Origin of the sequence: Streptomyces tsukubensis (genome assembly GCF_003932715.1) — a bacterium.
GTDB lineage: Bacteria > Actinomycetota > Actinomycetes > Streptomycetales > Streptomycetaceae > Streptomyces > Streptomyces tsukubensis.
In genome coordinates this window covers 5,824,334-5,849,928 of the sequence record NZ_CP020700.1, presented here as the reverse complement: position 1 = coordinate 5,849,928, position 25,595 = coordinate 5,824,334, and the positions used below count along the sequence as shown (strand labels likewise).

General features: G+C 73.0%; 17 protein-coding genes. 4 read left to right on the top strand and 13 right to left on the bottom strand.

From position 1 onward, the window contains the following. Positions 1–176: 176 nt before the first annotated feature. Together B7R87_RS24305 and B7R87_RS24300 are read right to left on the bottom strand one after the other, a co-directional pair. On the bottom strand, positions 177–3,014 hold the full coding sequence (locus B7R87_RS24305; protein ID WP_006346395.1) for a putative bifunctional diguanylate cyclase/phosphodiesterase: 2,838 nt from the start codon (positions 3,012–3,014) through the stop codon (positions 177–179). Positions 3,015–3,504: 490 nt separating this feature from the next. Then, positions 3,505–4,440 (bottom strand): 2-hydroxyacid dehydrogenase, encoded by a 936-nt coding sequence (locus B7R87_RS24300; RefSeq protein WP_006346396.1) that lies wholly within the window; start codon positions 4,438–4,440, stop codon positions 3,505–3,507. A gap of 277 nt (positions 4,441–4,717) precedes the next feature. Between B7R87_RS24300 and B7R87_RS24295 the strand changes: the two genes are divergently transcribed. The 3 genes from B7R87_RS24295 (at position 4,718) to B7R87_RS24285 (ending at position 7,462) form a co-directional block, all read left to right on the top strand. Continuing rightward, entirely contained in the window at positions 4,718–5,731 is a 1,014-nt protein-coding gene (locus tag B7R87_RS24295; RefSeq protein WP_040914045.1) for an aldo/keto reductase, read from the top strand. 237 nt (positions 5,732–5,968) lie between these two features. Then, positions 5,969–7,141, top strand: coding sequence for a PQQ-dependent sugar dehydrogenase (locus tag B7R87_RS24290; RefSeq protein ID WP_100249077.1), 1,173 nt, complete (start codon positions 5,969–5,971; stop codon positions 7,139–7,141). Between the two features lie 69 nt (positions 7,142–7,210). Next, positions 7,211–7,462 carry a DUF6191 domain-containing protein gene (locus B7R87_RS24285; RefSeq protein WP_130585197.1) on the top strand — a complete coding sequence of 84 codons (252 nt, stop codon included), beginning with the start codon at positions 7,211–7,213 and terminating at the stop codon, positions 7,460–7,462. Between the two features lie 100 nt (positions 7,463–7,562). On the opposite strand, the gene B7R87_RS24280 is transcribed toward B7R87_RS24285, so the two are convergent. The 5 genes from B7R87_RS24280 to B7R87_RS24260 all read right to left on the bottom strand — a co-directional run bounded on the left by B7R87_RS24280 (position 7,563) and on the right by B7R87_RS24260 (position 15,028). Continuing rightward, the gene (locus B7R87_RS24280; RefSeq protein ID WP_130585217.1) at positions 7,563–10,643 is read right to left on the bottom strand and encodes a helix-turn-helix transcriptional regulator; all 3,081 of its coding nucleotides are present in this window, start codon (positions 10,641–10,643) and stop codon (positions 7,563–7,565) included. A 92-nt stretch (positions 10,644–10,735) separates the two neighbouring features. Further along, entirely contained in the window at positions 10,736–10,918 is a 183-nt protein-coding gene (locus tag B7R87_RS24275; protein WP_006346401.1) for a hypothetical protein, read from the bottom strand. A 212-nt stretch (positions 10,919–11,130) separates the two neighbouring features. Beyond that, a complete protein-coding gene (locus tag B7R87_RS24270) occupies positions 11,131–12,087 on the bottom strand; it encodes a GNAT family N-acetyltransferase (RefSeq protein WP_006346402.1) in 957 nt (318 codons plus the stop codon). A gap of 59 nt (positions 12,088–12,146) precedes the next feature. Then, the gene (locus B7R87_RS24265) at positions 12,147–12,731 is read right to left on the bottom strand and encodes a GNAT family N-acetyltransferase (protein WP_040914058.1); all 585 of its coding nucleotides are present in this window, start codon (positions 12,729–12,731) and stop codon (positions 12,147–12,149) included. A gap of 2 nt (positions 12,732–12,733) precedes the next feature. Further along, complete coding sequence (locus B7R87_RS24260) at positions 12,734–15,028, bottom strand: MMPL family transporter (RefSeq protein WP_130585198.1); 2,295 nt, start codon at positions 15,026–15,028, stop codon at positions 12,734–12,736. Positions 15,029–15,368: 340 nt separating this feature from the next. Here B7R87_RS24260 and B7R87_RS24255 point away from each other — a divergent pair, with 340 nt between their 5' ends. Continuing rightward, on the top strand, positions 15,369–16,268 hold the full coding sequence (locus B7R87_RS24255) for a hypothetical protein (RefSeq protein ID WP_006346406.1): 900 nt from the start codon (positions 15,369–15,371) through the stop codon (positions 16,266–16,268). Between the two features lie 830 nt (positions 16,269–17,098). Here B7R87_RS24255 and gatB read toward each other — a convergent pair. The 6 genes from gatB to ligA form a co-directional block, all read right to left on the bottom strand. Continuing rightward, a complete protein-coding gene (gene gatB / locus B7R87_RS24250) occupies positions 17,099–18,610 on the bottom strand; it encodes an Asp-tRNA(Asn)/Glu-tRNA(Gln) amidotransferase subunit GatB (protein ID WP_006346407.1) in 1,512 nt (503 codons plus the stop codon). 17 nt (positions 18,611–18,627) lie between these two features. Beyond that, positions 18,628–18,867 carry a hypothetical protein gene (locus B7R87_RS24245; protein ID WP_006346408.1) on the bottom strand — a complete coding sequence of 80 codons (240 nt, stop codon included), beginning with the start codon at positions 18,865–18,867 and terminating at the stop codon, positions 18,628–18,630. Then, a complete protein-coding gene (gatA, locus tag B7R87_RS24240; protein WP_006346409.1) occupies positions 18,864–20,357 on the bottom strand; it encodes an Asp-tRNA(Asn)/Glu-tRNA(Gln) amidotransferase subunit GatA in 1,494 nt (497 codons plus the stop codon). The genes B7R87_RS24245 and gatA overlap by 4 nt, the downstream gene beginning before the upstream one ends. 7 nt (positions 20,358–20,364) lie before the next feature. Further along, entirely contained in the window at positions 20,365–20,661 is a 297-nt protein-coding gene (gene gatC, locus B7R87_RS24235) for an Asp-tRNA(Asn)/Glu-tRNA(Gln) amidotransferase subunit GatC (RefSeq protein ID WP_006346410.1), read from the bottom strand. A 192-nt stretch (positions 20,662–20,853) separates the two neighbouring features. Beyond that, positions 20,854–23,028 (bottom strand): putative bifunctional diguanylate cyclase/phosphodiesterase, encoded by a 2,175-nt coding sequence (locus B7R87_RS24230; protein WP_130585199.1) that lies wholly within the window; start codon positions 23,026–23,028, stop codon positions 20,854–20,856. Positions 23,029–23,363: 335 nt separating this feature from the next. After that, a complete protein-coding gene (gene ligA, locus B7R87_RS24225) occupies positions 23,364–25,550 on the bottom strand; it encodes an NAD-dependent DNA ligase LigA (RefSeq protein ID WP_040914064.1) in 2,187 nt (728 codons plus the stop codon). Positions 25,551–25,595: the final 45 nt, after the last annotated feature.

Below are 25,595 nucleotides of genomic sequence, written 5' to 3'. Positions count from 1 at the left end.
GTTCGCCGCCCGGTGCCCGTGCAACAAAAAACCCCTCGTGCCGTGAGGCAAGCGAGGGGAGCGCGTCGGGAGGTGTCCACGGGTCCTGGTGGAGAACCCGCTCAGCCGACGCGCTGTCCAAGTACGAGAATTCGGGTGCGCATGGCACTGACCCTCTCCCCGACGCGCTGTCACTGTCAAGCCGGTGGGACGCGCGTCTCATTATGTGAGCCGGTGCGCATGCGGAACGAGCCACCGCCCGCACCCCCCGTCAGCACCGGCAGGGCGGCCCCGCCCGGCACCGGGCAGTCGTCTCTGACCAGGGCACGGCGCAGCCTGTACTCGTCCAGGGCGCCGGAGAAGGCCGCGCCCTGGCCGTGGGTGCAGCCCATCGCCCGCAGGGCGAGCACCTGCTCCGGCAGGTCCACCCCCTCGGCGACGGACTCCATCCCGAGATCGCCGGCGATTCTCAGCAGCCCGCTGGTGATCTTGTGCAGCCGGGAGGACTCCACGATCCCGTCGACCAGCCCGCGGTCCAGTTTGAGGATGTCCACGGGGAGCCGGCGCAGGGCGTCGATCGCACCGTGGCCGCTGCCGAAGCCGTCCAGGGCGATCCGGACGCCGATTCTGCGCAGCGCCATCAGCCGCTGCTCCAGTTCGTCGAAGGAGGACCGGGAGTCCTGGCGGAGCCGGGGGTCGGGGTCGGACAGTTCGACGATCAGCGCACGGGACGGCAGGCCGTGCCGGGCCAGCATCCGCTCGATGCCGCCGGGAGGCAGGGAGCGGTCGAGGAGGCGGCGGCTGGAGACCCGGACCGTCACCGGGGTGTGGTGTCCGAGTCTGCCCCGCTCCGCGGCCTGGGCGACGGACTCCTCCAGCAGCCAGCGGCCCAGCTCGTCGGCGCGGTCGGCGTCGCCGGAGACCCGCAGGAATTCGCCGGGGGTGAAGAGGATGCCGTGCGCCGAGCGCCAGCGGGCCTGGGCGGCGACCGATTCGATACGGCCGCTGGCCAGGCTCACCACGGGCTGGTGGAGCAGGGCGAACTCGCCCTCGTGGAGGGCGGTGCGCAACCGGGCGGCGAGTTCGGTGCGGCGGACGACTTCGGCCTGCATCTGGGGGGCGTACAGCTCGACCCGGTCCTTGCCGCCCGCCTTGGCCCGGTACATGGCGAGGTCGGCGTTGCGCATCAGATCGGACGACCCGATACCCGGTTCGGCGAAGGCCACCCCGATGGAGGCGGCGACCCGGACGTCCTGGCCGTCGATGCGGTACGGCTGGGAGAGGGTGAGGCGCAGCCGTTCGGCGATCTCAAGGACCTGGGCCTCCCGGGAGGCGCGGTCCCGGGCGCCGTCGCCCAGGATGAGGGCGGCGAACTCGTCACCGCCGAGCCGGGCTGCGGTGTCCCCGGACCGCACGGACTCGGCCAGCCGGTGCGCGGCGCCGATCAGCAGTTCGTCGCCCGCCTGGTGGCCGAGCCGGTCGTTGACGCCCTTGAAGCCGTCGAGGTCGATGAAGAGCACGGCGGTGCCCGTGTCGCCGGAGCGGCGGCCGCCGATGCCCCGGCGGACCCGCTCCGTGAACAGCGCCCGGTTGGGCAGGTCGGTCAGCGGGTCGTGCTCGGCGCTGTGCTGCAGCTGGGCCTGGAGTCTGACCCGCTCGGTGACGTCCCGGCAGTTGAAGATCAGTCCGCCCTGGTGGCGGTTGACGGTGGATTCGACGTGGAGCCATTCGCCGCCGCCGGAGCGGAAGCGGCATTCGATCCGCATCGTCGGCTCGTCCGCCGGGGAGGCGGCGAGGAAGCGCCGTACCTCGTGGACGACCCGGCCGAGGTCCTGGGGGTGGAGCAGACAGGCCAGCTCGGAGCCGATCAGCTCCTCGGCGTCGCGCCCGTAGACACCGGATGCGGCGGGGCTGACGTACCGCAGCACTCCCGAGGGCGCGGCGATCATGATGACGTCGCTGGAGCCCTGGACGAGGGAGCGGAAGTGGTTCTCCTTCTGGGCCAGCTCGGTGGTGAGGGAGACATTGTCGACGAGCATGATCCCCTGGCGTACCACCAGGGCGAGCACGACCGTACAGGCGGTGATGACCACGACCCGGTCGACCCGGCGCTCCTCGACGACGTGGTAGAGGATTCCCAGTGTGCACACGGCGGCGGCGAGATAGGGCGTCAGCGCGGACAGCGAGCCCGCGACCGGCCGGGTCGACTGGAGCGGGCCGCGCGGCGGGCGCGGCGGCTCAGCCGGTCTGCGCACGCCCCAGGGCGCGTACGCGAGCAGCAGCGAACCGGCGAACCAGCCGGCGTCCAGCAGCTGGCCCGAACGGTAGGTCTCACGGAGCAGCGGTGAGGTGAACAGCGCGTCGGAGACGACGGTCAGGGCGAAGGCGGCGACGGCGGTGTTGACCGCGGAGCGGTTGCCGCCGGAGCGCCGGAAGTGCAGGGCCAGGACCATGCTGACGAGGACGATGTCCAGCATCGGATAGGCGAGGGCGAGCGCGGCGGGTGCCACGCTCTGCCCCTGGGCGTGTGCCGTGTGGGCGAGGGCCAGGCTCCAGGAGATGGTGAGCAGGGAGCCGCCGATGAGCCAGGCGTCGAGCGCGAGACAGAACCAGCCGGCCCGGGTGACCGGCCGTTTGGCCAGGACGAGCAGGCCGACGATCGCGGGCGGCGCAAAGCAGAGGAAGAACACGTCGGCGGCGGACGGGCTGGGCACCGGCCGGTCCAGGACCACCTCGTACCAGCCCCAGACGCCGTTCCCGATCGCCGCCATGAGGGAGGAGAGCGCGAACAGCAGCCAGGCCGGGCGGAGCCGGGACGGCAGCCGGCGTGCGTAACAGAAGCAGGAGACCGCGGCGACCAGCGCGGCGGCGCTCAGTCCGAAATCGCCCATGAACAGGGCCAGTTCCCGGGAGCCCCAGCCGAGGACCGCGCCGACCGCGTATCCGGCGCAGACGACGGCGAGGAGGAGGGGGGCGGCGACACCGCCCGCGACGGGGCCCGTCCGGGGGGCCGCCACCGCCTCCCCGGCGGTCACCGGCCCACTCCCGGGACGGGCACCGGCAGCTGAACCGGCACCGGAGCCGGGAGGTGTGCGGGGCCGTTTGCCGAAGGTCGTCGCCGGCGCCCCCGCCGTGCTGGATCCGTGGTCCGTCGCCATTGGCCGTACATCGCCCGTCGCCCCCCTCGAAATCCGTTCGGCAGTCGGGCCGTCACGCTGCACCACCCCATGCGGGTGCGGCCCCCAAGTCGGGACTTTACACCAGGATCGTCACTCAGGGACATAGCGCCTCTACTCTCAGTGACTGCATACGAGGGTGAGGACGCGCGGAGCGATCGGATGACTTCGCAGTGTTTCCGGCTGTGACGTCAAGTACGGCGGGGGCGGGCCGGATGGGGGTGGCGGGTTATCACCGGTCGGAGGGGTCCCCGGCCGGGGGGCCGGGGACGGTGGGACGCCGCCGGGACGGCGATTTCGGCGATTTCGGCGATTCCCGGGAGAGTTCCGGGTGAGTTCCGGCGGGCTTTCAGAGGGTGAGAACGACGTTGTCGAGCGGTTCACCGGCCGCGAACCGAGTCAGCTGAGCGGCCAGCAGCTTCTTGGCCCGGGGCAGGAACGCCGAGGTGGATCCGCCGACATGAGGGCTGATCAGCACGCCCGGCGCCTGCCACAGCGGATGGCCCGGCGGCAGCGGTTCGGGGTCGGTGACGTCGAGTGCGGCGGTGAGCCGTCCGCTCCGTACCTCGGCCAGCAGGGCTTCGGTGTCGACCACCCGGCCGCGGGCGACGTTCACCAGCAGCGCGCCGTCCTTCATCCGGGCCAGGAAGGCGGCGTCCACCAGCCCCTTCGTCCGCTCGTTCAACGGGGTGGAGAGGATCACCACATCGGCTTCGGGCAGCAGGGCGGCCGCATCGGTGAACGGGCGCACCGGACCGCGCGCGGAGGTGCGGGCGGAGCGCGCAATGCGCAGGATCCGCGCGCATTCGAAGGGCGCGAGCCGGTCTTCGATCGCCGCGCCGATGGACCCGTAGCCGATGATCATCACGGTGCGATCCGCGAGTGCCGGATAGAAGCCCGCCCGCCATTCCTGGGTGTCCTGGCCCCGGACGAAGCCGGGGATACCGCGCAGGGACGCCAGGGTCAGGCCGAGCGCCAGCTCCGCCGTGGACGCCTCGTGCACCCCGCGGGCGTTGCAGAGGCGTACGCCGGAGGGAAGGCTTCCGAGCCCCGGCTCGACATGGTCGGTCCCTGCGGAGAGTGTCTGGACCACCTTGACGGACGACATCGCGGGCATCGGCAGGACCGCGGTCTCCGTCCCGCTCATATAGGGGACCGTGTAGAAGACACAGTCGGCTGGGTCCGCCGGATAGTCCTGTTCGCCGTCCCAGTGGCGGTAGACGAGGCCGGAGGATCCGGTGGGCGGCAGGCCGTCGATCTCGTCGGCAGGTATGGGCAGCCACACATCAGCAGTCATGGTCACGAGGTTAGGACGTGTCCGGCCGATCACGTGGGACCGGCCGGGGCCCGGCACGCGCGCTCGCGCTGCCGTCCGCGGTGGAACCCGCCCTGTGGTGGCCGGCGCCCCGGGGGTTCTTCGGGGTGGTGCGGGGCGCGCTGCCGGGGCCGGGATCCGGCCGCCGGGCGGCCGGTCCGGGACGGCGCGCGGAGGCCCGGCAAGGGAGTTGGTTAGTTTGGTGGGCGTCCGGCGGCGGACGAGGGGAAGCGGAGGGCACGGGCGGGTGGAGCGCAGGACGATCGGCGCGGCGGCGTTGCGGGTGGGTGCGGTGGGGTTGGGGTGTATGCCGATGAGCTGGGCGTACACCGCCTCGCAGCGGCGCGGGGACCAGTCCGTACGGACGGTTCACACGGCACTGGACGCGGGTTCCACCCTGCTGGACACGGCCGATATGTACGGCCCGTTCACCAATGAGCTGTTGATCGGCCGGGCCCTGAAAGAGCGCCGGGCGGATGCTTTTGTGTCGACCAAGGTCGGGCTGCTGGTCGGCGACGGGCATGTGGTGGCCAATGGGCGTCCCGGGTATGTCCGCAGGGCCTGTGACGCGTCGCTGCGGCGGCTCCAGACCGATGTGATCGACCTGTACCAACTGCACCGGCCCGATCCGGAGGTGCCGGTCGACGAGACCTGGGGTGCGATGGCGGAGCTGGTGACCGCCGGGAAGGTGCGGGCGCTCGGGTTGTGCGCGGCGGACGCACGGGCGGCGCACGGGCCCCGGCGCGGTGCCGTGCCCGGTGATCCGTACGAGGCGACGATCCGGCTGCTGGAACGGCTCCAGCAGGTGTTCCCGGTCGGCGCGGTCCAGGCGGAGCTGTCGGTCTGGTCGCCGGAGGCGCTGGTGAAGCTGCTGCCGTGGTGCGAGACGCGCGGCGTGGGTTTTCTGGCCGCGCGACCGCTGGGCAGCGGTTATCTGACGGGCACGCTCACGCCGGGCGGCGGCTTCGAGCCGGACGATCCGCGGGCCCGCCACCCGCGGTTCACGGCGGAGATGATGGCGGCGAACCAGCCGCTGGTGGCCGGGCTGCGGCGGATAGCCGGACGGCATGGGCCGGGGGCGACTCCGGCGCAGGTGGCTCTGGCGTGGGTGCTGGCGCGGGGGCGGCACGTGGTGCCCGTACCGGGGGCGAAGCGGGAGCGGTGGGCGCTGGAGAACGCCGGTGCGGTGGGGGTACGGCTCACGGAACGCGACGAGGCGGAGATCCGGGGGCTGCCGGCGGCCCTGGGGTCCTGGGACTGATCCGGGAGGGTGCGGGGAGGCGGGCCCGGGGCAGTCGACGGAGCGGCCGAGGCGGGGCAGGGGTGGCCGGGGAGAGGCAGCGGTGGTCGGGGAGGGGCAGGGGTGGCCGGGGGCAGCCGGGGCCGGTCGGGGTCGTGAAGAAAAGAGGGGGCGAAGATCGGGAACCCCTGAGGCGCGGGCGGTGTAGGAAAGGTAGATACCCCCGCTCCGCTGGAGCCCGTCGAAGGGATCGGAATCGTGCGACGTGCTGGTGTGAGGGCCGTGCTGGCCTCAGCCGTACTGCTGGCGGGCACCGCGTGCTCCTCCTCGGGCGGCATTCCGGTGGACGGCCCGAGGGACACGACCGGACCCCCGGGCGCCTCGTCGCCGGGTGCGGCCGCGAGCGCCTCGCCGTCCGGGCCCCCGGCACCCCCTGCCAAGGGGGCGGCGACCGTGGTGGCGACGGTCACGACGGGGCTGAAGTCGCCGTGGGGCGCGGTCGCGCTGCCCGACGGCGATCTGCTGGTCGCCTCGCGCGACGAGGGGACGATCGGCCGGGTCGACGTGGAGACGGGGAAGGTGACCGAGATCGGTAAGGTGCCCGGTGTCGCGGCCAGCGGCGAGGGCGGACTGCTCGGGCTGGCGCTCTCGCCCTCCTTCGCCGCCGACCGCCGGGTCTACGCCTACTTCACCACCGAATCCGACAATCGCATCGCCCGTCTGCGGTACGACGAGCGCAGACCTGCGGGCCAGCAGCTCGACGCCCCCGACACCATCCTGCGGGACATCCCCAAGGGCGTCGTGCACAACGGCGGCCGGATCGCCTTCGGCCCGGACAAGATGCTGTACGCGGGCACGGGCGAGGTCGGGGAGACGGGGCTGGCCCAGGATCCGAAGTCCCTGGGCGGCAAGATTCTGCGGATGACTCCCGACGGGCGGCCCGCCCCCGGCAATCCGACCCCCGGGTCGCTGGTCTACTCGCTGGGCCACCGCAATGTGCAGGGCCTGGCCTGGGACGACGGCAAACGGCTCTGGGCCTCCGAATTCGGGCAGAACACCTGGGACGAGCTGAATCTGATCCGGCCGGGGAAGAACTACGGCTGGCCGAAGGTCGAAGGCAAGGCCGGTGATCCGGCGTTCGTCGACCCGGCCGCCCAGTGGAAGACGGACGAGGCGTCTCCGAGCGGTCTCGCCTACGCCCGGGGTTCGCTCTGGATGGCCGGGCTCCGGGGTGAACGGCTCTGGCGCATCCCCCTCGCCGGAGCGGAACCCTCCGCCGACCCCCAGCCGTTCTTCGAAGAGAAGTACGGCCGGCTGCGCACCGTTCTGGCGACGGGCGGCGCCCAGCTGATGCTGATCACCAGTGAGACGGACGGCCGGGGTTCACCGAAGTCGGGGGACGATCGCGTGCTGAGACTGGAGGTGCGCTGACACCGGTCGGTGCGGGGCAGGGGCCCGCCGGAACAGGCAAGGGACGGGAAAGGGAAGGACGGACCGACCGTGCTCAATATCCTCGACCAGATCTTCGCGCCCGGGAGAAAGCACACCGACGACGAGCAGAAGAGACTGGAGCTGACCCGGGTCGACGTGGGTGCCGCGGACCCCGCGCGCGGTCCGATAGACCTGGCCTCCGGCAGGGTGACCGTACGTCTCCCCGGCACAGCGTCGGACGGGGCGGCACCGGCCGCGGCAGAGCCCGGCAGCCCCGGCAGCCCCCGCCCGGACGGTCAGCGCCCGCCGTCGCCCCGCTGAAGCGACCGCCGGGAGACGTCCGTGGCCGGGGGGCCGGGCCGACTCCGGAGTCCCCCGCGGCCGGACCGGCTTCCTCCGCGGACCGCTGCCCCGGGGTGGGTCAGCCGACTGCCGGTACCGGCTCAGGCTCCGGCTCCGGCTCCGGTGGGAAGAGGCGGAGTCGGTGGGCCACCGCGGCCGCTTCGCCGCGGCCCGAGACGCCCAGCTTCCCCAGGATGTTGGAGACATGGACACTCGCCGTCTTCGGGGAGATGTAGAGCGCCTCGGCGATCTGGCGGTTGCTGCGGCCCGCGGCGACCAGCCGGAGGACGTCCTCCTCGCGGGGTGTGAGTCCCAGCAGCGCCCCGGGGGCGGGATCGGCGCCCGGCGACCCGGTGGGCTGCTCCGGGGAGAGACCGATCCGGGCGCGCTGGGCGAGCAGGGCGATGTCCTCGGTGAGCGGGCGCGCCCCGAGCTCGGCGGCCGTGCGGGCGGCGGCGCGCAGCAGTTGCGCGGCCCGGTCGCGGTCCGCGGGCAGCAGGGCCTCGGCCCAGCGGTGGCGGACCATCGCCAGCCCGTAGGGGAAGCCGGCCTCCTCGAAGGCCGTGCCCGCCTCCTCCCAGTCCTCGGGGGTGTCCTCGCCCCGGGCGCGGCGCGCTTCGGCGCGGACCCAGCGCTCATGGCCCATCCAGAGGGGGACGGTGGCGGCGAGCCCCCGGGCCAGAGCGTCGATCCGGTCGAGGCTCTCCTCCCGGCCTTCCTCGGCGGCGGGCAGCCCGCGGGCGTCGGCCTCCATCGTGGCCACGGCCCGCAGCAGCGGCCAGGCGTAGCGGTAGGAGCCCGGCGCGAAACCTTGCGCGGGGACGGCGGAGAAGAGCGCCCGGGCGTCGGCGATCCGGGCCTCCGCCGCGGCGACCCCGATCGCGACCGTGTCGATCCCGAGGCCGCTCTGCGGGGTGGGGCCCTCGGTACCGAAGTGGGACCTGGCCTCCTGAATCCACCGGGACGCGGAGGCGATGTCCCCGCGGCCCAGTTCCAGCAGGGCGAGGACGAAGGCGGCCCAGCCCCGGGGCTTGGGACCGTTGCCGACCTCCAGGGCCCGTTCGGCGGCGGTACGGACCTCGTCCCAGCGGCCCAGGGTGTAGTAGGACTCGGCGAGATTGACCAGTACCCAGGCCTCGGTGCCGAGCAGCCCGTGGCGGGAGGCCACCTCCAGGCCCTCCTTCAGCAGGGCCACGGCGGCCTGGGAGCGCCCGACGCTCTCCAGGGTGTGCGGCAGGTTCGCATGGCTGCCGGCGATGAGATGGGGGAGGCCGAGCTCCAGGGCACGGTCCTTGACCGCGTACATCTCGGCGAGGCCCTCCTCGATATGCCCGGCGTCGGCGAGGAAGCCGCCGAGAGAGAGCCGGGCCGACAGCTCGGTCTCCTCGTCACCGACCATCCGTGCGTACTCCACAGCCCGTTCGGCGGTGGCGAGGCCGTCGTGCCCGGGGGCGTGCGCCCGGCACCAGTGGGCGACCGCCGTGAGGACCTGGGCGTGCACCACCGACGGCGGCAGCCCGCGCACCAGTTCCTGGGCCTCGGTCAGCTCCGGGTGGCCGTCGCCGCGGCCGAGCACCGACACCAGTTTCGCCCGCTGGATACAGAACCACGCGGCGCGCAGCGGATCGCCCTCGCCGAGCGCCAGCCGCTGGCCCCGCCGGGCGATCTTCAGCGCCCGCTCACGGTCCCGGCTGAGCGTCCCCGCAACGGTCGCCTCCGCGATCAGATCGAGGAAGCGCAGGGGTTTGCTCTCGGGGTCGCAGCCGCACGGCGGATACGCCTCCGCGTAGTCCATGGGGCGCAGTTCGTCCCGGATGCCGTCGGGCACGGTGTCCCACAGCTCCATCGCCCGCTCCAGCAGCCACAGCTGCTCCGAGTAGGCGTGGCGGCGACGGGCCTCGACGGCCGCGCCGAGCACGGCGGGCAGGGCCTTCGCCGCATCGTGCGCGTGGTACCAGTATCCGGCGAGCCGCATGGCCCGCTCCTCCTCCGGGACCAGCGCCGGATCGGCCTCCAGGGCCTGGGCGTAGGCCCGGTTGAGCCGGGAGCGCTCCGGCGGCAGCAGATCGTCGCTGACGGCCTCCCGGGCCAGGGAGTGCCGGAAGCGGTATCCCGTGCCGTCGGCCGTGGGCTGGAGGATACGGGCCTCGACGCCGGCCCGCAGCGCCTCGATCAGATCGTCCTCGGGAAGTCCGGCGACGGCGAGCAGCAGTCCGTACTCCACGGTGGAGCCGCCTTCGGCGAGGATCCGCACCACCCGCTGGGCGCGCTCGGGCAGCGCCTCGACCCGGACCAGCAGGATGTCGCGGAGGGAGTCGGGCAGTCCGCAGGGGCTGCCCTGGGCCAGGCTGCGGGCCAGCTCCTCGACGAAGAAGGCATTGCCGTCGGAGCGTTCGAAGATGCTGTCCACCATCGTGGGCTCGGGCTCCGCGGCGAGTATCCCGATGAGCTGGCGCCGTACCTCCGCCCGGTTGAACCGGGTGAGCTCGATGCGCTGCACCGTCCGGGTCCGCTCCAGCTCCGCGAGGAACGGCCGCAGGGGGTGGCGGCGGTGGATGTCGTCGGAGCGGTACGTCACCAGGAAGAGGAGCCTGCCCCGGCGCAGCGTGCGGGTGAGATAGGTGATCAGATGGCGGGTCGACGCATCCGCCCAGTGCAGATCTTCCAGAACGAGGACGACCGTGCGCTCCGCGGAGATCCGCTCCAGCAGCCGGGTCGTCAGCTCGAACAGCCGGGCCAGCTCCTCGTCGCCGTGACGGCCGCCCTCGCCGCGCGGGGCCCCTCCCAGCTCGGGCAGCAGCCGGGCCAGCTCCTGTTCATGGCCTGCGGCCGCGGCAGCCATCTCCTCGGGCATCAGCCTGCGCAGGGAGCGCAGCGCGGCCGAGAAGGGGGCGAACGGCAGTCCGTCGGCGCCGATCTCGATACAGCCACCGACGGCGACGGCCGCTCCCCTGCGGCAGGCCTCCCCCCACAGCTCCTCGACGAGCCGGGTCTTGCCGACGCCCGCCTCACCGCCGACGAGCAGGGCCTGCGGATCCCCGCCGGGCGGCCCGCCGCCCTCCCCAGCGGCACGGCTCAGCGCGCCGGTGAGCAGCGAGAACTCACCGGCGCGGCCTACGAACACCGGACTGACGTACCTGGTCTCCACGCCGCCGAGCATCGCACAGTCGTCCGATACGGAGACACCCCTGGTGGGCTGCCCTGTGGACAGCCCACCGGGGGTGGAGTTGCGCCCGGTCACCGGACGGCTGCTCAGGCGGCGACGGTGAATCGGGCGGCCGCTGTCACCCGGCCCTCCTCGTCCTTGGCAGCCTGTCTGGCCGCGCGGCGGGCGCGCCGGGCGAGGCGGTGCTCTTCGGCCCGGCGGATCAGCTCCTGGCGGTGCAGCGCCGATGCCTGGAGGGCGGGGTGGGTGTGGAAGAGGTAATCGGACACGGGGTGCTCCCTCTGCGGGTGGTGGTTCCGGCGGTTTTCCGCCGTGCCACTACTCTCCGGTCCCAGCCGGTGCCGCCGCATCGGGCGACTGCGGTATCCCCGGGCGCCGTACGCCTTAGAAGGGCCCTGACCGCCCCGGGCCGAGGGGGTCCCGGCCCTAAGCACCCCCTCAGAAGCACCCCTCAGCGCTCCTCAGGTCTTCTCGGGTCGTATCAGTCTGCGGCCGGGGACCCGGTGGCGGCCGCCCGGGCAGGGGGCGCCGGGCGGAGATACGGCGTGGTGGTGGACAGCGCCCGGAAGCCCAGGCGTTCGAGGATCGGGCGGCTCTGCGGGCCCGCGTCGACCTGGAGCCACCGGTAGCCCCGGGCCGCGGCGGTCCCGGCGCGGTGGGCGACGACGGCGCGGTAGATACCCCGGCCGCGCCAGTCGGGGTGGGTGCCGCCGCCCCACAGGCTCGCAAAGCCGGTGCCGGGGTGCAGGTCCATCCGGGCCGCACAGACGGGTACGTCCCCGGCGAGCACCAGCGTCATCACCGTGGTGTCCCGTCCCAGTTGCCCCAGGAGCTGCTCGCGCATCCCGTCCCAGGACCCGCCGAAGGCGGCCCGGTGGACGCGGTCCATCAGCTCCACGCCCCCGGGGTCGGTGACATCGACGAGGCGTACGCCGTCGGGCAGAACGGCCTCCCGGGGCTGCCCGGCGACGGCCGCGACCATGAGGGTCTCCTCTTCCTCCGGGACGAAGCCCGCGGCGAGCAGCCGGTCCGCGAGGTCGGCGGGCCGGTCGTGGGAGTAGAGCTTCCACTCGGCTTCCACTCCGAGGGCATCGAAGTGGGCGGCCGCGTCGGCGATCGCCGCGTCGGCGGTGTTCTCGTCGAGCGCCGACCACAGGACGCCGTTCCAGTCGGGCCCGGTCCGGCGTACGACCTCCCCGACACGTTCGATCCGGCAGCCCGGAGTGTCGTCGACGGCGTCCCGGCGCAGCCGGCGGTCGAAGAGGTCGAGCAGGGCGGCCGGACCGGGTTCCCCGGCGGCATGATCGGCGTCATCGGCCTCATCAGCGCGATGACCGGCGGGGTCTGCGTTGCCTGTGTTGTCTGCGCTGTCTGTGTCTTCCGTGCCGCCTGTGTTGTCTGTGTTGTCTGTGTTGTCTGCGGGGGCGGTACGCGTCATCCGCCCATTGCAGCACCGGCCCGGCCGCCCCTCCACCGGGTTTACGGGGACGGCCCCGCTCAGCCCTCCGCCGTCGCCTTCGCGGCGCGCAGTTCGCGCCACTCCGGCGCGAGCACCGACCACACCTCCATGTCGTACCGCTCGCCGCGGTGGACGAAGGACTCGCGGAGCACGCCGTCCCGCTGCATCCCCAGCCGCCGGGCGACGTTCACGCTGGCCGTGTTCACGGACGCGGCGACCCATTCGACGCGGTGGATACCGCGCACGTCGACGGCCCAGTCGACGAGGATCCGCGCGGCCTGGGTCACCAGCCCCCGCCCGACGGCCGCGGGCTCCAGCCAGCAGCCGGCCTCGCAGGTGCCCGTACCGCTGTCGAGGGAGACGAAGAGCACCCCGCCGACGAGGGTCCCGTCCAGCCAGATGCCGAAGATCCGGCCGCCGTCGGCCGCCTGCCGGTCCGCGTACCGCTGGAGCAGCGTCCGGGCGCCCGCCAGGTCCCCGGCGGCGTCCGCGAAGCCGATGTACCGGCCGATGAAGTCCCGTCCCCGGTCGACGTGGGCGAGGAACTCCTCGGCCTGCCACGGCTCCAGGGGCCGCAGCTCGGCCGTCTCGCCCTCCCGGGCCTGAAGGGGTATCGCAAACATGATCATCCGTTCCCTCGTGGTACGTCGTACGGGCCGCCCGCGTGCGCGCCGGAAGCCGGGTGGGCAGGCTGCCGCCCCGCTCCGGCCCGCACGTCCGGCTGCCCGGGGATCTTCGCACGGCGGCGCAGATCCGGCCCCTCAATAGTGATCCGGGGCAGTGCGCGGTCGAGCCACCCGGGCAGCCACCAGTTCGCGCCGCCGAGCAGGTGCATCAGCGCGGGCACCAGCAGGGTCCGCAGGACGAAGGCGTCCAGCGCGACCGCGACGGCGAGCGCGATGCCGAACATGGCGATCACCCGGTCGCCGCTGAGGACGAAGGCGAGGAAGACCGAGATCATGATCACCGCGGCCGAGTTGATGACCCGGCCGGTCTCGGCGAGCCCGACCCGTACCGCCCGCCGGTTGTCGCCGGTCTCCAGCCACTCCTCGTACATCCGGCTGACCAGGAAGACCTGGTAGTCCATGGAGAGGCCGAAGAGCACCGAAACCATGATCACGGGCAGGAAGGGTTCGATGGGTCCGGCCCGGCCGAGCCCCAGCAGTTCACTGCCCCAGCCCCACTGGAAGACCGCCACGACCACGCCGAAGGACGAGGCGACGGCCGCCACGTTCATCGCGGCCGCCTTCAGCGGGATCCCGACGGACCGGAAGGCGAGGAGCAGCAGCAGACAGCCGAAGGCGACGACCGCGCCCACGAAGAGCGGCAGTTTGCCGACGATGACCTCGGCGAAGTCGTCGTATCCGGCGGTCACCCCGCCGACCAGGACGGACAGGGACGTTCCTGCGGTCGCCCGGGGCAGCAGGTCCGTGCGGAGCCGGTCGACCAGTTCGCTGGTGGCCTTCGACTGCGGGGGCGAGTCGGGGACGACGGTGAGGACCGCCGTACCGCCGTTCCCGCTGTACACGACCGGGCCCGCCGACGCCACGCCCTGCGCGCCACGCAGCGCCTCCGGGAGCCGGTCCATGGCCGCCCGGTCGGCGCCGCCGTCGATCCGGGCGACCAGGGTCAGCGGGCCGTTGACCCCGGGCCCGAAGCCGCCGCCCCCGCCCTGGCCGGGGCCGCCGTGTGCCAGCAGGTCGTAGGCCTGGCGGGTGGTCGAGGACGCCGGGTTGTTGCCCTGGTCGGAGGTGCCGAGGTGGAGGGAGAACGCGGGCAGGGCCAGTACGGCCATCACCACGAGCGCCACCACCCCCAGCAGCTTCGGGCGGCGCTCCACGAAGACCGCCCAGCGGGCCGCGAAGCCGGTGGGCAGCTCCGGGCGCGGACCGTGCTCGGCCAGCTGCCGCCGTTCGCGTCCGCTCAGGGCCCGGGGACCGATGTACGACAGCAGGGCGGGCAGCAGGGTCACGGAGGCGGCCACCGTCAGGACGACGGTGAGCGCGGCGGCTATCGCGACGCCGTTGAGGAAGCCCAGCCGGAGTATCAGCATGCCGAGGAGGGCTATGCAGACGGTCGCCCCGGCGAAGACGACGGCCCGGCCGGTGGTGGCGACGGCATTCCGCGCCGCCTCGGCGACGGGCAGTCCGGACCGCAGTCCCCTGCGGTGGCGGGTGACGATGAAGAGGGCGTAGTCGATGCCGACGCCCAGACCGATGAGCATGCCCAGCATGGGGGCGAAATCGGCCACCGTCATGACATGGCCGAGCAGGACGATGCCCGCGTACGCCGTGCCCACCGACACCAGCGCGGTGGCTATGGGCAGCAGGCTGGCGGCGAGGGAGCCGAAGGCGAGGAAGAGCACCACCGCGGCGACGGCCACGCCGACGGCCTCCGCCAGATGCCCGGGGGACGATTCGGTGAGCCCGGCGGCGGGGCCGCCGACCTCGACCCGGAGGCCGTCCCCCGACGCGGCTTCGGCGGCCTTCAGCACCTGGGTGATCTGGGAGCGGGGCAGGTCGCCCGCGGGCCGGTCGAAGACGATCCCGGCGTAGGCGGTACGGCCGTCGGGGCTGATCCGGTCCGCTCCGTCGGCGGCGTACGGGCTGTTGACGGCGGCCACACCGTCGAGGGCGGAGACCTCGTCGAGCAGACCGGACATCCGCTCCCGGACGGCGGGGGCGCGGACACTGCCGCGTTCGCTGTGCCAGACGACGGTGTCGCCCTCGCCGGTCGGGCCCGGGAAGCCCTCCTCGACGAGCGCGACGGCCCGGCTCGATTCGGTGCCGGGGACGTCGTAGTCGGTGGAGTACGCGGTTCCGGCGACGGCGGCGGCCGCGGCGACGCCCGCGAAGGCGGCGAGCCACAGGAGGACGGCGGCGAGACGGTGCGTGATGCACCACCGGGCGATGGCTGCCAACGGACGTGCTCCCTGGTGGTTCGTGGATCTTTGGCCGGGAGAGGGAACAGCCCGCAAAGAACGCGAAGAAGCTCACAGAAGTCCGGGCGGGGCAACGGGCCCTGCCCTTGAGGGCACTCTGCCAGCCAAACGTGATCGTTTGCCCCTTTGGGGCACTTTTCGTGGGCTTCCTCACAGCGTCGGCTGCCCCGGCGCCCTTCCCGGGTCCCTCCGCGGCCGCGGTTCATCGGGTACGGACCCGATGCCCGTCGGCCCCGGGGGCGAACGGCGGGGCGCGCGGTGGCCGTTGGACCGGGGCGCGGCGGCGCCGCTGTCGGCGGCGACTGGCACGATGGGTGGTATGGAGACCACGGGGGGCAACCAGCTGATCCGGGACCCGGGCACGGCCGCCGCGTTCGCCCGTGCGCTGCACGAGACGCCCGGGGACTTCATCGGCCGCGATCCGGTGCCGGTGCTCTCCTTCGAGCCGGGTGCATCGCTCCGGGACCGCCGGGAGGCCTTCGGCGCGGTGTACGGGGCGATCGTGGCCCGGACCGGTGAGCCGACGCTCCACGGGGGTTCGGCGCGCGGGCCCGACATCCGCTGGCGCGACCCCCGGCGGACGGTGCTGCTGAGCGGGGCGGGGACCTGGGCCCTGCTCTCCGTCCACGACACCGATCTGCTGGAAGCGGCCGAGCGGCGCTCGTTCGACTGGGGCGGCGCCTGGTCCCCGGCCGAACCGCACGACGTCGGGCTGCTGCCGTATCTGTGGCGTCTGGACCGCAGCGGCCCCGGGGAGCCCCCGGCGGACTATCCGACCGGGCGGCCGGTGGCCGGGCTCGACCACTTCGCGAGCGCCCTGGAACTGCTGCTCGCTGCCTGGGTGGAGCAGCTCCCGGTGCAGGTGGGCGACGACTGGGCCGCGTTCACGCTGACCAGTTCGGCGGACCGGGGCCGCCGTTTCCATCTCTCGTACGCCCGCGGGGACGGCCTGCTGGTCTCCGTCGACGACCGGGACGGCGGGGACTCCCCGGAGCGCGGTGACCTGATGCGCTCCCGCGGCTGGCACTCGCACGACCGGGGCTGGTGGCAGGCGGAGTTCCCCGATCCGGACCGCCCTCATACCGCCGAGGCGGCGCGGACCGTCCTCGCCGAGCTGTACGCCCGCGGCACTTCGGCCCCGTCCCAGCTCCGGGTCCGCGACGCCAGCTGCCGCGACCGCGGCACACTGCTCCTCCCGGGCCTGGGCGTCCGCACCTGACGCTCCGCGTCACGGGGTCCGCGTCACGAGGTCCGCGTCACGAGGGGGCACCGCCGCCGGTACAGCCCCGGCACCCGGCCGCCCAGGGCCCGCGGGCCTGCGGCAGCACGGGCAGGCGGCCGGAGGCCCGGTGAGGCACGCCCGGGACCGGCCCCCGTCTCACGGAGGGGACGGGCACCGCGCCGGTACGGCCCCGGCACCCGGCCGCCCGGGACGGCCCGCGGGCGTGGGGAGCGAACCGGTCCACCACGGGCCCGGACGCCTGCGGGCCCACAGACCTGACACGGACGGGTCCGACGCATGCTGGGCCCGGCGGGCCTGCGGGCATGGCGCCAGCGGATCCCGGCGCGGGCACGGACCCGGCGGGTCCGCGAGCACGGGCCAGTTGGTCACGGCACGGAACCGGGCCTGCGGGCCTGCGGGTCCCGGCGCCGACAGGGCCGTACGCAGGCATGGACCCGGCAGGCCCGGCGCAGGCACGGGCCTGCAAGTACCGGCACGGGCACGGGCCTGCGGGTCCCGGCGCCCGCAGGGCCGTGCGCAGGCATGGACCCGACAGGCCGGGGCCGGCAGGCGCGGCACGGGCACGGGCCCGCGGGCTTGGTGCGGGCCTCCGGGCCCGGCACCAGCGGGGCTCGGCACGGGCCCGCGGGCCGGGGCCCGGCGCAGGCATGGGCCCGGCGGGCCTCCAGGCCCGGCACGGGCCCGGGGCCCGCGGGCGGGGCCCGGGGCCGTACCCCCGCTCGCCCAGCGGCAGGCGAAAGGGCGGTCCCTGGAGGGGGACCGCCCTTCTCCTCCGCAGAAAACCCGCTCCGGCGCGGCAGCGCCCGTCAGCCCTCGGTCACGCCGAGCCGGTCGAGGATCAGCTCCTTGACCCGGGCCGCGTCCGCCTGGCCGCGGGTGGCCTTCATGACCGCGCCCACCAGCGCGCCCACCGCCGCCACCTTGCCGCCGCGGATCTTCTCCGCGATCGCCGCGTTTCCGGCGATGGCGTCGTCGACGGCCTGTCCGAGCGCGCCGTCGTCGGAGACGACCTTCAGACCGCGCTTCTCGACGACCGTGTCCGGGTCGCCCTCGCCCGCGAGGACACCCTCGATGACCTGGCGCGCCAGCTTGTCGTTGAGGTCACCGGCGGCGACCAGCGCGGCCACCCGGGCGACCTGCGCCGGGGTGATCGGCAGCTCGTCCAGGGCCCGGCCCGACTCGTTGGCGTTCCGGGCGAGCTCGCCCATCCACCACTTGCGCGCCTGGTCCGCGGGGGCGCCCGCGTCCGTCGTGGCCACGATCAGCTCGACCGCGCCCGCGTTCAGGATGGACTGCATATCGTGCTCGGAGACACCCCACTCCTCACGGAGCCGGTTGCGGCGCAGCCGCGGCAGCTCGGGCAGGGTGCCCCGCAGCTCCTCGACCCACTCCCGGGCCGGAGCGACCGGCACCAGATCGGGCTCGGGGAAGTAGCGGTAGTCCTCCGCCTCCTCCTTCACCCGGCCCGAGGTGGTGGAGCCGTCCTCCTCGTGGAAGTGCCGGGTCTCCTGGATGATCGTCCCGCCCGCTTCCAGTACGGCGGCGTGCCGCTGGATCTCGAACCGGGCGGCCCGCTCGACCGAGCGCAGCGAGTTGACGTTCTTGGTCTCCGAGCGGGTGCCGAAGACGGAGGTGCCCTTGGGCATCAGCGACAGGTTGACGTCGCAGCGCATCTGGCCCATCTCCATGCGCGCCTCGGAGACCCCGAGCGCGCGGATCAGCTCGCGCAGCTCCGCGACGTACGCGCGGGCGACCTCGGGGGCCCGCTCCCCGGCACCGGTGATCGGCTTGGTGACGATCTCGATGAGCGGGATGCCGGCCCGGTTGTAGTCGAGCAGCGAGTGGGACGCGCCGTGGATCCGGCCGGTGGCCCCGCCGACGTGCGTCGACTTGCCGGTGTCCTCCTCCATATGGGCGCGTTCGATCTCCACGCGGAAGACCTCGCCGTCCTCCAGCTGGACGTCCAGATAGCCGTTGAAGGCGATCGGCTCGTCGTACTGCGAGGTCTGGAAGTTCTTCGGCATATCCGGATAGAAGTAGTTCTTCCGGGCGAAGCGGCACCATTCGGCAATCTCGCAGTTCAGTGCGAGGCCGATCTTGATGGCCGACTCGACCCCGATCGCGTTGACGACCGGGAGGGAGCCGGGCAGGCCGAGACAGGTGGGGCAGGTCTGCGCATTGGGCTCGGCGCCGAGCTCGGTCGAGCAGCCGCAGAACATCTTGGTCTTCGTACCGAGCTCGACATGGACCTCCAGGCCCATGACGGGGTCGAACGCGGCGAGGGCCGCGTCGTACGAGACCAGTTCGGTGATGGTCACAGGAGAAACTTTCCCTCTCAGCCCAGCAGGACGTCGTCGTCGCCGATGCGCTTCAGCTCGCGCACCAGCAGGGCGATGCCGGTGACGATGGCGGCGCCGGTGATCACGGCGTCCACCAGGCGCAGCGTGTCGTGCTCGTCGCGGGCGCTCCGCACCTGCTTGACGACGCCGAGCACGCCGAACGCCGTGGTGCCGATGGACAGGTACGTGCCCGCCTTCGACTTCTTGAAGCCCTTGGCCTTACTGAATGCGCTCACAGCGACGGTGCCTCCTCCAGCAGTGGGTGTCCCCACCTTTCCACGAACGCGGCCTCGACGGCGGCGCCGACCTGGTAGAGGCGCTCGTCCTTCATCGCCGGGGCGATGATCTGGAGGCCGACCGGCAGACCGTCCTCGGGGGCCAGTCCGCACGGCAGGGACATCGCGGCGTTCCCGGCCAGGTTGGTCGGAATGGTGCACAGATCCGCGAGGTACATGGCCATCGGGTCGTCGGCGCGCTCCCCGATCGGGAACGCGGTCGTCGGCGTGGTCGGCGAGACGATCACGTCGACCTGCTCGAACGCCTTCTCGAAGTCCTGGGTGATCAGGGTGCGGACCTTCTGGGCGCTGCCGTAGTACGCGTCGTAGTAGCCGGAGCTGAGGGCGTACGTGCCGAGCATGATCCGGCGCTTGACCTCGTCGCCGAAGCCCGCCTCACGGGTCAGGGCGGTGACCTCTTCGGCCGACTTCGTCCCGTCGTCACCGACGCGCAGTCCGTAGCGCATGGCATCGAAGCGGGCCAGGTTGGAGGAGCACTCGGACGGCGCGATCAGGTAGTACGCCGAGAGGGCGAGGTCGAAGGAGGGGCAGTCCAGCTCGACGATCTCGGCACCCAGCTCCTTGAGGAGGGCGACGGACTCGTCGAAGCGCTGGACGACCCCGGCCTGGTAGCCCTCGCCGCGGAACTGCTTGACCACGCCGACGCGCATCCCCGCGACGCTGCCGTTGCGGGCGGCCTCGACGACCGGGGGCACCGGGGCGTCGATGGAGGTGGAGTCCAGCGGGTCGTGGCCCGCGATGACCTCGTGGAGCAGGGCCGCGTCCAGCACCGTACGGGCGCAGGGACCGCCCTGGTCCAGCGAGGAGGAGAAGGCGACCATGCCGTAGCGGGAGACCCCGCCGTAGGTGGGCTTGACGCCGACCGTGCCGGTGACGGCGGCGGGCTGGCGGATGGAACCGCCGGTGTCCGTGCCGATGGCCAGCGGGGCCTGGTAGGCCGCGAGGGCGGCGCTGGAGCCGCCGCCGGAGCCGCCGGGGATCCGGGTGAGGTCCCAGGGGTTGCCGGTCGGGCCGTAGGCGCTGTTCTCGGTCGACGAGCCCATGGCGAACTCGTCCATGTTCGTCTTGCCGAGGATGACGACGTCCGCTTCCTTCAGCTTGCGCGTGAGGGTGGCGTCGTACGGCGGGATCCAGCCTTCGAGGATCTTGGAGCCGACGGTGGTCGGGATGCCCTCGGTGGTGAAGATGTCCTTCAGGGCCAGCGGGACGCCCGCGAGGGGGCCGAGCTTCTCCCCGGCCGCGCGCTTGGCGTCGACCGCCCGGGCCTGGGCGAGCGCGCCCTCCCGGTCCACGTGCAGAAAGGCGTTGACCTTCTCGTCGACCGCGTCGATCCGGGCCAGATGGGCCTCGGTGACCTCGACGGCCGTCAGTTCGCCGGAGGCGATCTTCGCGGCGATCTCGGCCGCGGTGAGCTTGATGATGTCCGTCATGACGTTCTTAGTCCTCCCCCAGGATCTGCGGCACCTTGAAACGCTGCTGCTCCTGGGCGGGGGCGCCGGAGAGCGCCTGCGCGGGCGTGAGCGACGGACGGACCTCGTCCGCGCGCATGACGTTCGTCAGCGGCAGCGGATGGGAGGTCGGGGGTACGTCCTGGTCGGCGACCTCGGCGACACGGGCTACCGCGCCGATGATGTCGTCCAGCTGACCTGCGAAGTGGTCGAGTTCTTCGCCGGACAACTCCAGACGTGCCAGCCGGGCGAGGTGGGCGACCTCCTCGCGCGTGATGCCAGGCATGCGGAGATCCTCATCAGGGTGAGTGTGGGTGTTTGGCCCAATCCTATGGGGCGGCGCCCCATGCTCACGAAACGGTTTGACGAGCATCGCGTGACCCGGGTGTTTCCCCGGCCGGGCACCGGGGCACACCCGGGCTGCCGAGGGCCGCGCGGGCGCCCGCCGGCCCGGTGGGCCCATGGCCTCGGCGCGGGTCTACGGGGTCAGGGGCTCACCGGGGCGCCGGCCGGCGTTCGCGGCCGCCGGGGTCTCGGCGGGAGGCTGGGCGGGTGGCGGGGGCGCCGGGTCGGCGGTATCGCGCTGGCGGTGCCAGCCGCGCTCGCCGCGGGCCCGCAGCCAGGCCGTCGTCTCGTGCGGCGGCATCGCAGCGGCCACCAGCCAGCCCTGTACGGCGTCACAGCCCAGGTCCCGCAGCCGCTCCCAGGTCTCGTCGTCCTCGACGCCCTCGGCGACGACGAGCAGCCCCAGGGAGTGCGCGAGGTCGACGGTGCAGCGGACGATCTCCGCATCCTGGGTGTCGACGGCGAGCCGGGCCACGAACGAGCGGTCGATCTTCAGCTCGCTGACCGGGAGCCGGCGCAGATGGACCAGGGAGGAGTAGCCGGTGCCGAAATCGTCGAGGGACATCCGCACCCCGTGGTCGGTGAGCCCGGCGAGGGTGTCGGCGGCCCGTTGGGGATCCTCCAGGAGCACATGCTCCGTTATCTCCAGCTGGAGCGCCCCTGCGGGCACCCCGTGGCAGGCGAGGCGCGCGGCGACGAGACCCGCGAACCCGGGGGTGTGGACGTCGCGCGGCGAGACGTTGACGGCGACGGGGACGTTCAGCCCCTGGGCACGCCACTTGGCCACCTGCGCGAGCGCGGTGTCGAGGACGTACTCCGTGAGGAGCGGCATCAGACCGGAGGACTCGGCAATCGCGATGAACTCGTCGGGCGGCACCCGCCCCCGGTCGGGATGGACCCAGCGGACCAGCGCCTCCAGTCCGGCGACATGGCCGTCGAAGCGGACCTTGGGCTGGTAGTGGAGTTCCACTTCGCGGGCGTCCAGGGCCCGGCGCAGATCGCCGAGGAGCCCCAGCCGGTCGGGCGTGTTGCTGTCCCGCTTGGACTCGTACACCTCGACACCGGTCCGGTCCCGCTTGGCCTGGTACATCGCGACGTCGGCGCGGCGCAGCAGCCCTTCCGCGTCCCGCGCGTGGTCGGGGAAGACGGCGACCCCGGCGCTCGCCTCCAGGACGAGCGTGAGCCCGTCGAGGTCGAGCGGGGAGGACAGCTCGGCGGCGAGCTGCCGGGCGACCCGCTGGGCGCTGGTGATGGAGTCCGTCACGGGCAGCAGCACCGCGAACTCGTCGCCGCCGAGCCGGGCGGCCTCGGCCCCGCGGGGCAGTGCGGGCCGGAGCCGCTGCGCTATCTGGAGCAGCAGCCGGTCCCCGGCGAGATGGCCGAGGGTGTCGTTGACGGAGCGGAAGCGGTCGAGGTCGATCAGGACGAGGGCGGCCCGGGAACCGTTGCTCTCCGCGTCCTCCAGGGCGGTCCAGGTGCGCTCCAGCAGCCACTGGCGGTTCGGCAGGCCGGTCAGCGGGTCCCTGAGCTGTTCCTCGGCCCGCAGCCGGGCGATCCGGAGCGCGGAGTCCAGGGCGATCAGCGGCACCGCGAACAGCGGCAGCAGCAGGGGCCGGGAGACGGCGACCACACAGACGAGGGGGGCGATGCCCAGCAGGGCGACGGCCAGCAGGCCCTGACGCAGCAGCGCCGTCCTGGCGACCGTGGGCACTCCCTGCACCTGCGGGATCCGCGCGTACCACAGCAGCAGCCGGGTGACGGCGAGATAGGCGGCGGCAGCGAGGACCACTTCCACCGCGGCCCCGATCCCCCAGTCAAGCGGTGACCAGGGGGTTTCCACGCTGGGTTGACGGCCGAGGAGGGCGAGGACGAACCCCGCGGCCCCGACGCCGAGGACATCGGCGCAGCCGTGGAGCAGACCGGGCCGCCGCCGGTTGCGCCGGACCGCGCCGACCAGCCCGACGACGGCGAGGCTGACCAGTACGGCGGGGACCCAGCCGTAGAGGAGGAGCACGGCGAGGGTGAGTGCGGCGCCGGAGCCCGTACCGCCCCAGGAGCGGTCGCGGCCGAGGGCGACGAGATGGCCGACGACGATTCCGGTGAGAACGGCGAGGGACCAGCCGGCGGTGGAGCCGGGAAAGAGCGCCCGGCCGTCCCGCACGGCGGCGAAGACCCCGGCGCAGACGACGATTCCGGCACCGGCCACGGTGGCCGCGGGCAGTCCGGGCGACAGGCCCGCCGGACCACCCGCCAGGGCGGCGATCCCCCGCAGCCTCGGGACCGGGGCGGCGCTCTCGGTCGGTTCCATTCCCGTCCCTCTCACAGCCGGCGGTGCCGATCGTTACGCGATGGTTCCGGTGATTCCCGTGGAATCCGTTCTCATGCCACGACGACTGAAATCCCATCACTCGGCCGTGCACGACAGGCGCACGTCTCAACAGTAGGGCGCGGCGGGCTCCGACGAGCGGCGCTCTCCTGCTCTTGCCCGAATGCGACCGGGTCACCCTTATCCATCTGCTATGCGCTGAACGGGTGACTGTTACCGGTCGTTCCTGCGGTGCACGGAACGTCTTGTTCCCACCGGGTGCGCCCGGTGCGTCCGGAGGCGGGCGCCCAGCGCGCGCCCCCGGCACGCCCCCCGTATCACGCCTCCTGCGGCACTGCCGCCTCACGAGCCGCATCGGGCCCCTGCTCCAGGAGGACGACGAAGCCGTCCTCGTTCAGAACGGGGACCTTGAGCTGCATCGCCTTGTCGTACTTGGAGCCGGGGTTCTCCCCGACCACCACGAACGCCGTCTTCTTGGAAACGGATCCGGTCACTTTCGCGCCGATTCTCTGGAGGGCTTCTTTCGCGCCATCCCTGGTGTAGTTCTCCAGGGTTCCGGTGACGACGACGGTCAGGCCTTCGAGGGGCCGCGGGCCCTGCTCCTCGTCGGAGCCCTCCTCCTCCATCCGCACCCCGGCCGCCCGCCACTTGCGGAGGATCTCCTGGTGCCACTCCTCGGCGAACCATTGCTTGAGGGAGGCCGCGATGATCGCCCCGACGCCCTCGGTGGCGGCCAGCTCCTCCTCGCCGGCCTGCTCGATGCGGTCGATCGACCGGAACTCCCGGGCGAGCGCCTCCGCCGCGACCGGACCGACGTGGCGGATCGACAGTCCGGTGAGGATCCGGGCGAGGGGCCGCTGTTTGGCCGCCTCGATGCTCTCCAGCAGCGCCAGGGTGTTCTTCTTGGCCTCGCCCTGCTGGTTGGCGAAGACGGTGGCGGTCTTCTCCTCGCCCGTCTTCGGGTCCCGCTTGGGCAGACCGCTGTCCTGGTCGAGGACGTACGCCACGATCGGCAGCAGCTGCTCGACGCCGAGGCCGAACAGATCGCCCTCGTCCTTCAGCGGCGGCTCGGCCGGCTCCAGGGGTCTGGTGAGGGCGGCGGCCGTCACATAGCCGAAGTGGTCGATGTCGAGGGCCTTGCGGCCCGCGAGGTAGAACAGCCGCTCGCGCAGCTGGGCCGGGCAGGAACGGGCGTTGGGGCAGCGCAGATCGACGTCGCCCTCCTTCATGGGGCGCAGCGCCGTACCGCACTCGGGGCATTCGGCGGGCATCACGAACTCCCGCTCCGAGCCGTCCCGGAGGTCCGCGACCGGGCCGAGGATCTCCGGGATGACGTCACCGGCCTTGCGCAGCACGACCGTGTCGCCGATGAGGACGCCCTTGGCCCGCACCACGTCCTGGTTGTGGAGGGTGGCGAACTCGACCTCGGACCCGGCCACCTTCACCGGCTCGACCTGGGCGTAGGGCGTGACCCGCCCGGTGCGGCCCACTCCGACGCGGATGTTGACGAGCTTGGTGTTGACCTCCTCCGGCGGATACTTCCAGGCGATGGCCCAGCGCGGGGCGCGCGAGGTGGAGCCCAGCCGTCCCTGGAGCGGGATCTCGTCGAGCTTGACGACGACCCCGTCGATCTCGTGCTCCATGGAGTGGCGGTTCTTGCCGTAGTGGGCGATGAACTCGCGGACGCCGTCGAGGGAGTCGACGACCTTGTTGTGACGGGCGGTCGGCAGGCCCCACTCATGCAGCAGTTCGTAGGCGTGGGAGAGGCAGTCGATGGTGAAGCCGTCCCGGGCCCCGATCCCGTGGACCACCATGTGCAGCGGCAGGGTCGCGGTGACCCGGGGGTCCTTCTGCCGCAGCGAACCGGAGGCGGAGTTGCGGGGGTTGGCGTACGGCTGCTCCCCGGCGGCGACCCGGCGGGCGTTCAGCTCCTCGAAGGCGTCCATGGGGAAGTAGACCTCGCCGCGGATCTCCACCAGCTCGGGGACCCGGTCCCCCCGGAGCCGCTCGGGGATATCGGTGATGGTGCGGATATTGGGCGTGATGTCCTCTCCGACGCGGCCGTCGCCGCGGGTCGCCGCGCGGACCAGCTTCCCCTTCTCGTACGTCAGGTTGACGGCGAGCCCGTCGACCTTCAGTTCGCAGAGGAAGTGGAAGTCGGGGGTGCCGACGTCACGGGCGATCCGCTCGGCCCAGGCCGCCAGCTCCTCCTCGTCGAAGGCGTTGTCGAGGGAGAGCATCCGCTCCCGGTGTTCGACCTTCGCCAGGTCCGTCTCATAGGCGCCGGCCACCTTCTGGGACGGCGAGTCGGGGGTCCGCAGCGCCGGATACCGCTCCTCCAGCTCCTCCAGGGACCGCATCAGTGCGTCGAACTCCCCGTCGCTGACGACGGGCTGGTCCTTCACGTAGTACCGGAAGCGGTGCTCGTCGATCTCCCCGGCGAGCCGCGCATGCTCCTCGCGCGCCTGCGCGGGCAGGCCGGAGCCCTCCTGCACCTCCGCCAGGGCCGTACCCTCCCGCGAGGCGTCCTCTGCGCCGCCGTCCGCGGG

Bases quoted from the DNA above. Each gene is read 5' to 3' on its own strand.
- gatC (WP_006346410.1), bottom strand. From the start codon at position 20,661: ATGCCTGGCATCACGCGCGAGGAGGTCGCCCACCTCGCCCGGCTGGCA.
- B7R87_RS24255 (WP_006346406.1), top strand. From the start codon at position 15,369: ATGGAGACCACGGGGGGCAACCAGCTGATCCGGGACCCGGGCACGGCC.
- B7R87_RS24265 (WP_040914058.1), bottom strand. From the start codon at position 12,731: ATGTTTGCGATACCCCTTCAGGCCCGGGAGGGCGAGACGGCCGAGCTG.
- B7R87_RS24280 (WP_130585217.1), bottom strand. From the start codon at position 10,643: ATGCTCGGCGGCGTGGAGACCAGGTACGTCAGTCCGGTGTTCGTAGGC.
- B7R87_RS24230 (WP_130585199.1), bottom strand. From the start codon at position 23,028: ATGGAACCGACCGAGAGCGCCGCCCCGGTCCCGAGGCTGCGGGGGATC.
- B7R87_RS24270 (WP_006346402.1), bottom strand. From the start codon at position 12,087: ATGACGCGTACCGCCCCCGCAGACAACACAGACAACACAGACAACACA.
- gatA (WP_006346409.1), bottom strand. From the start codon at position 20,357: ATGACGGACATCATCAAGCTCACCGCGGCCGAGATCGCCGCGAAGATC.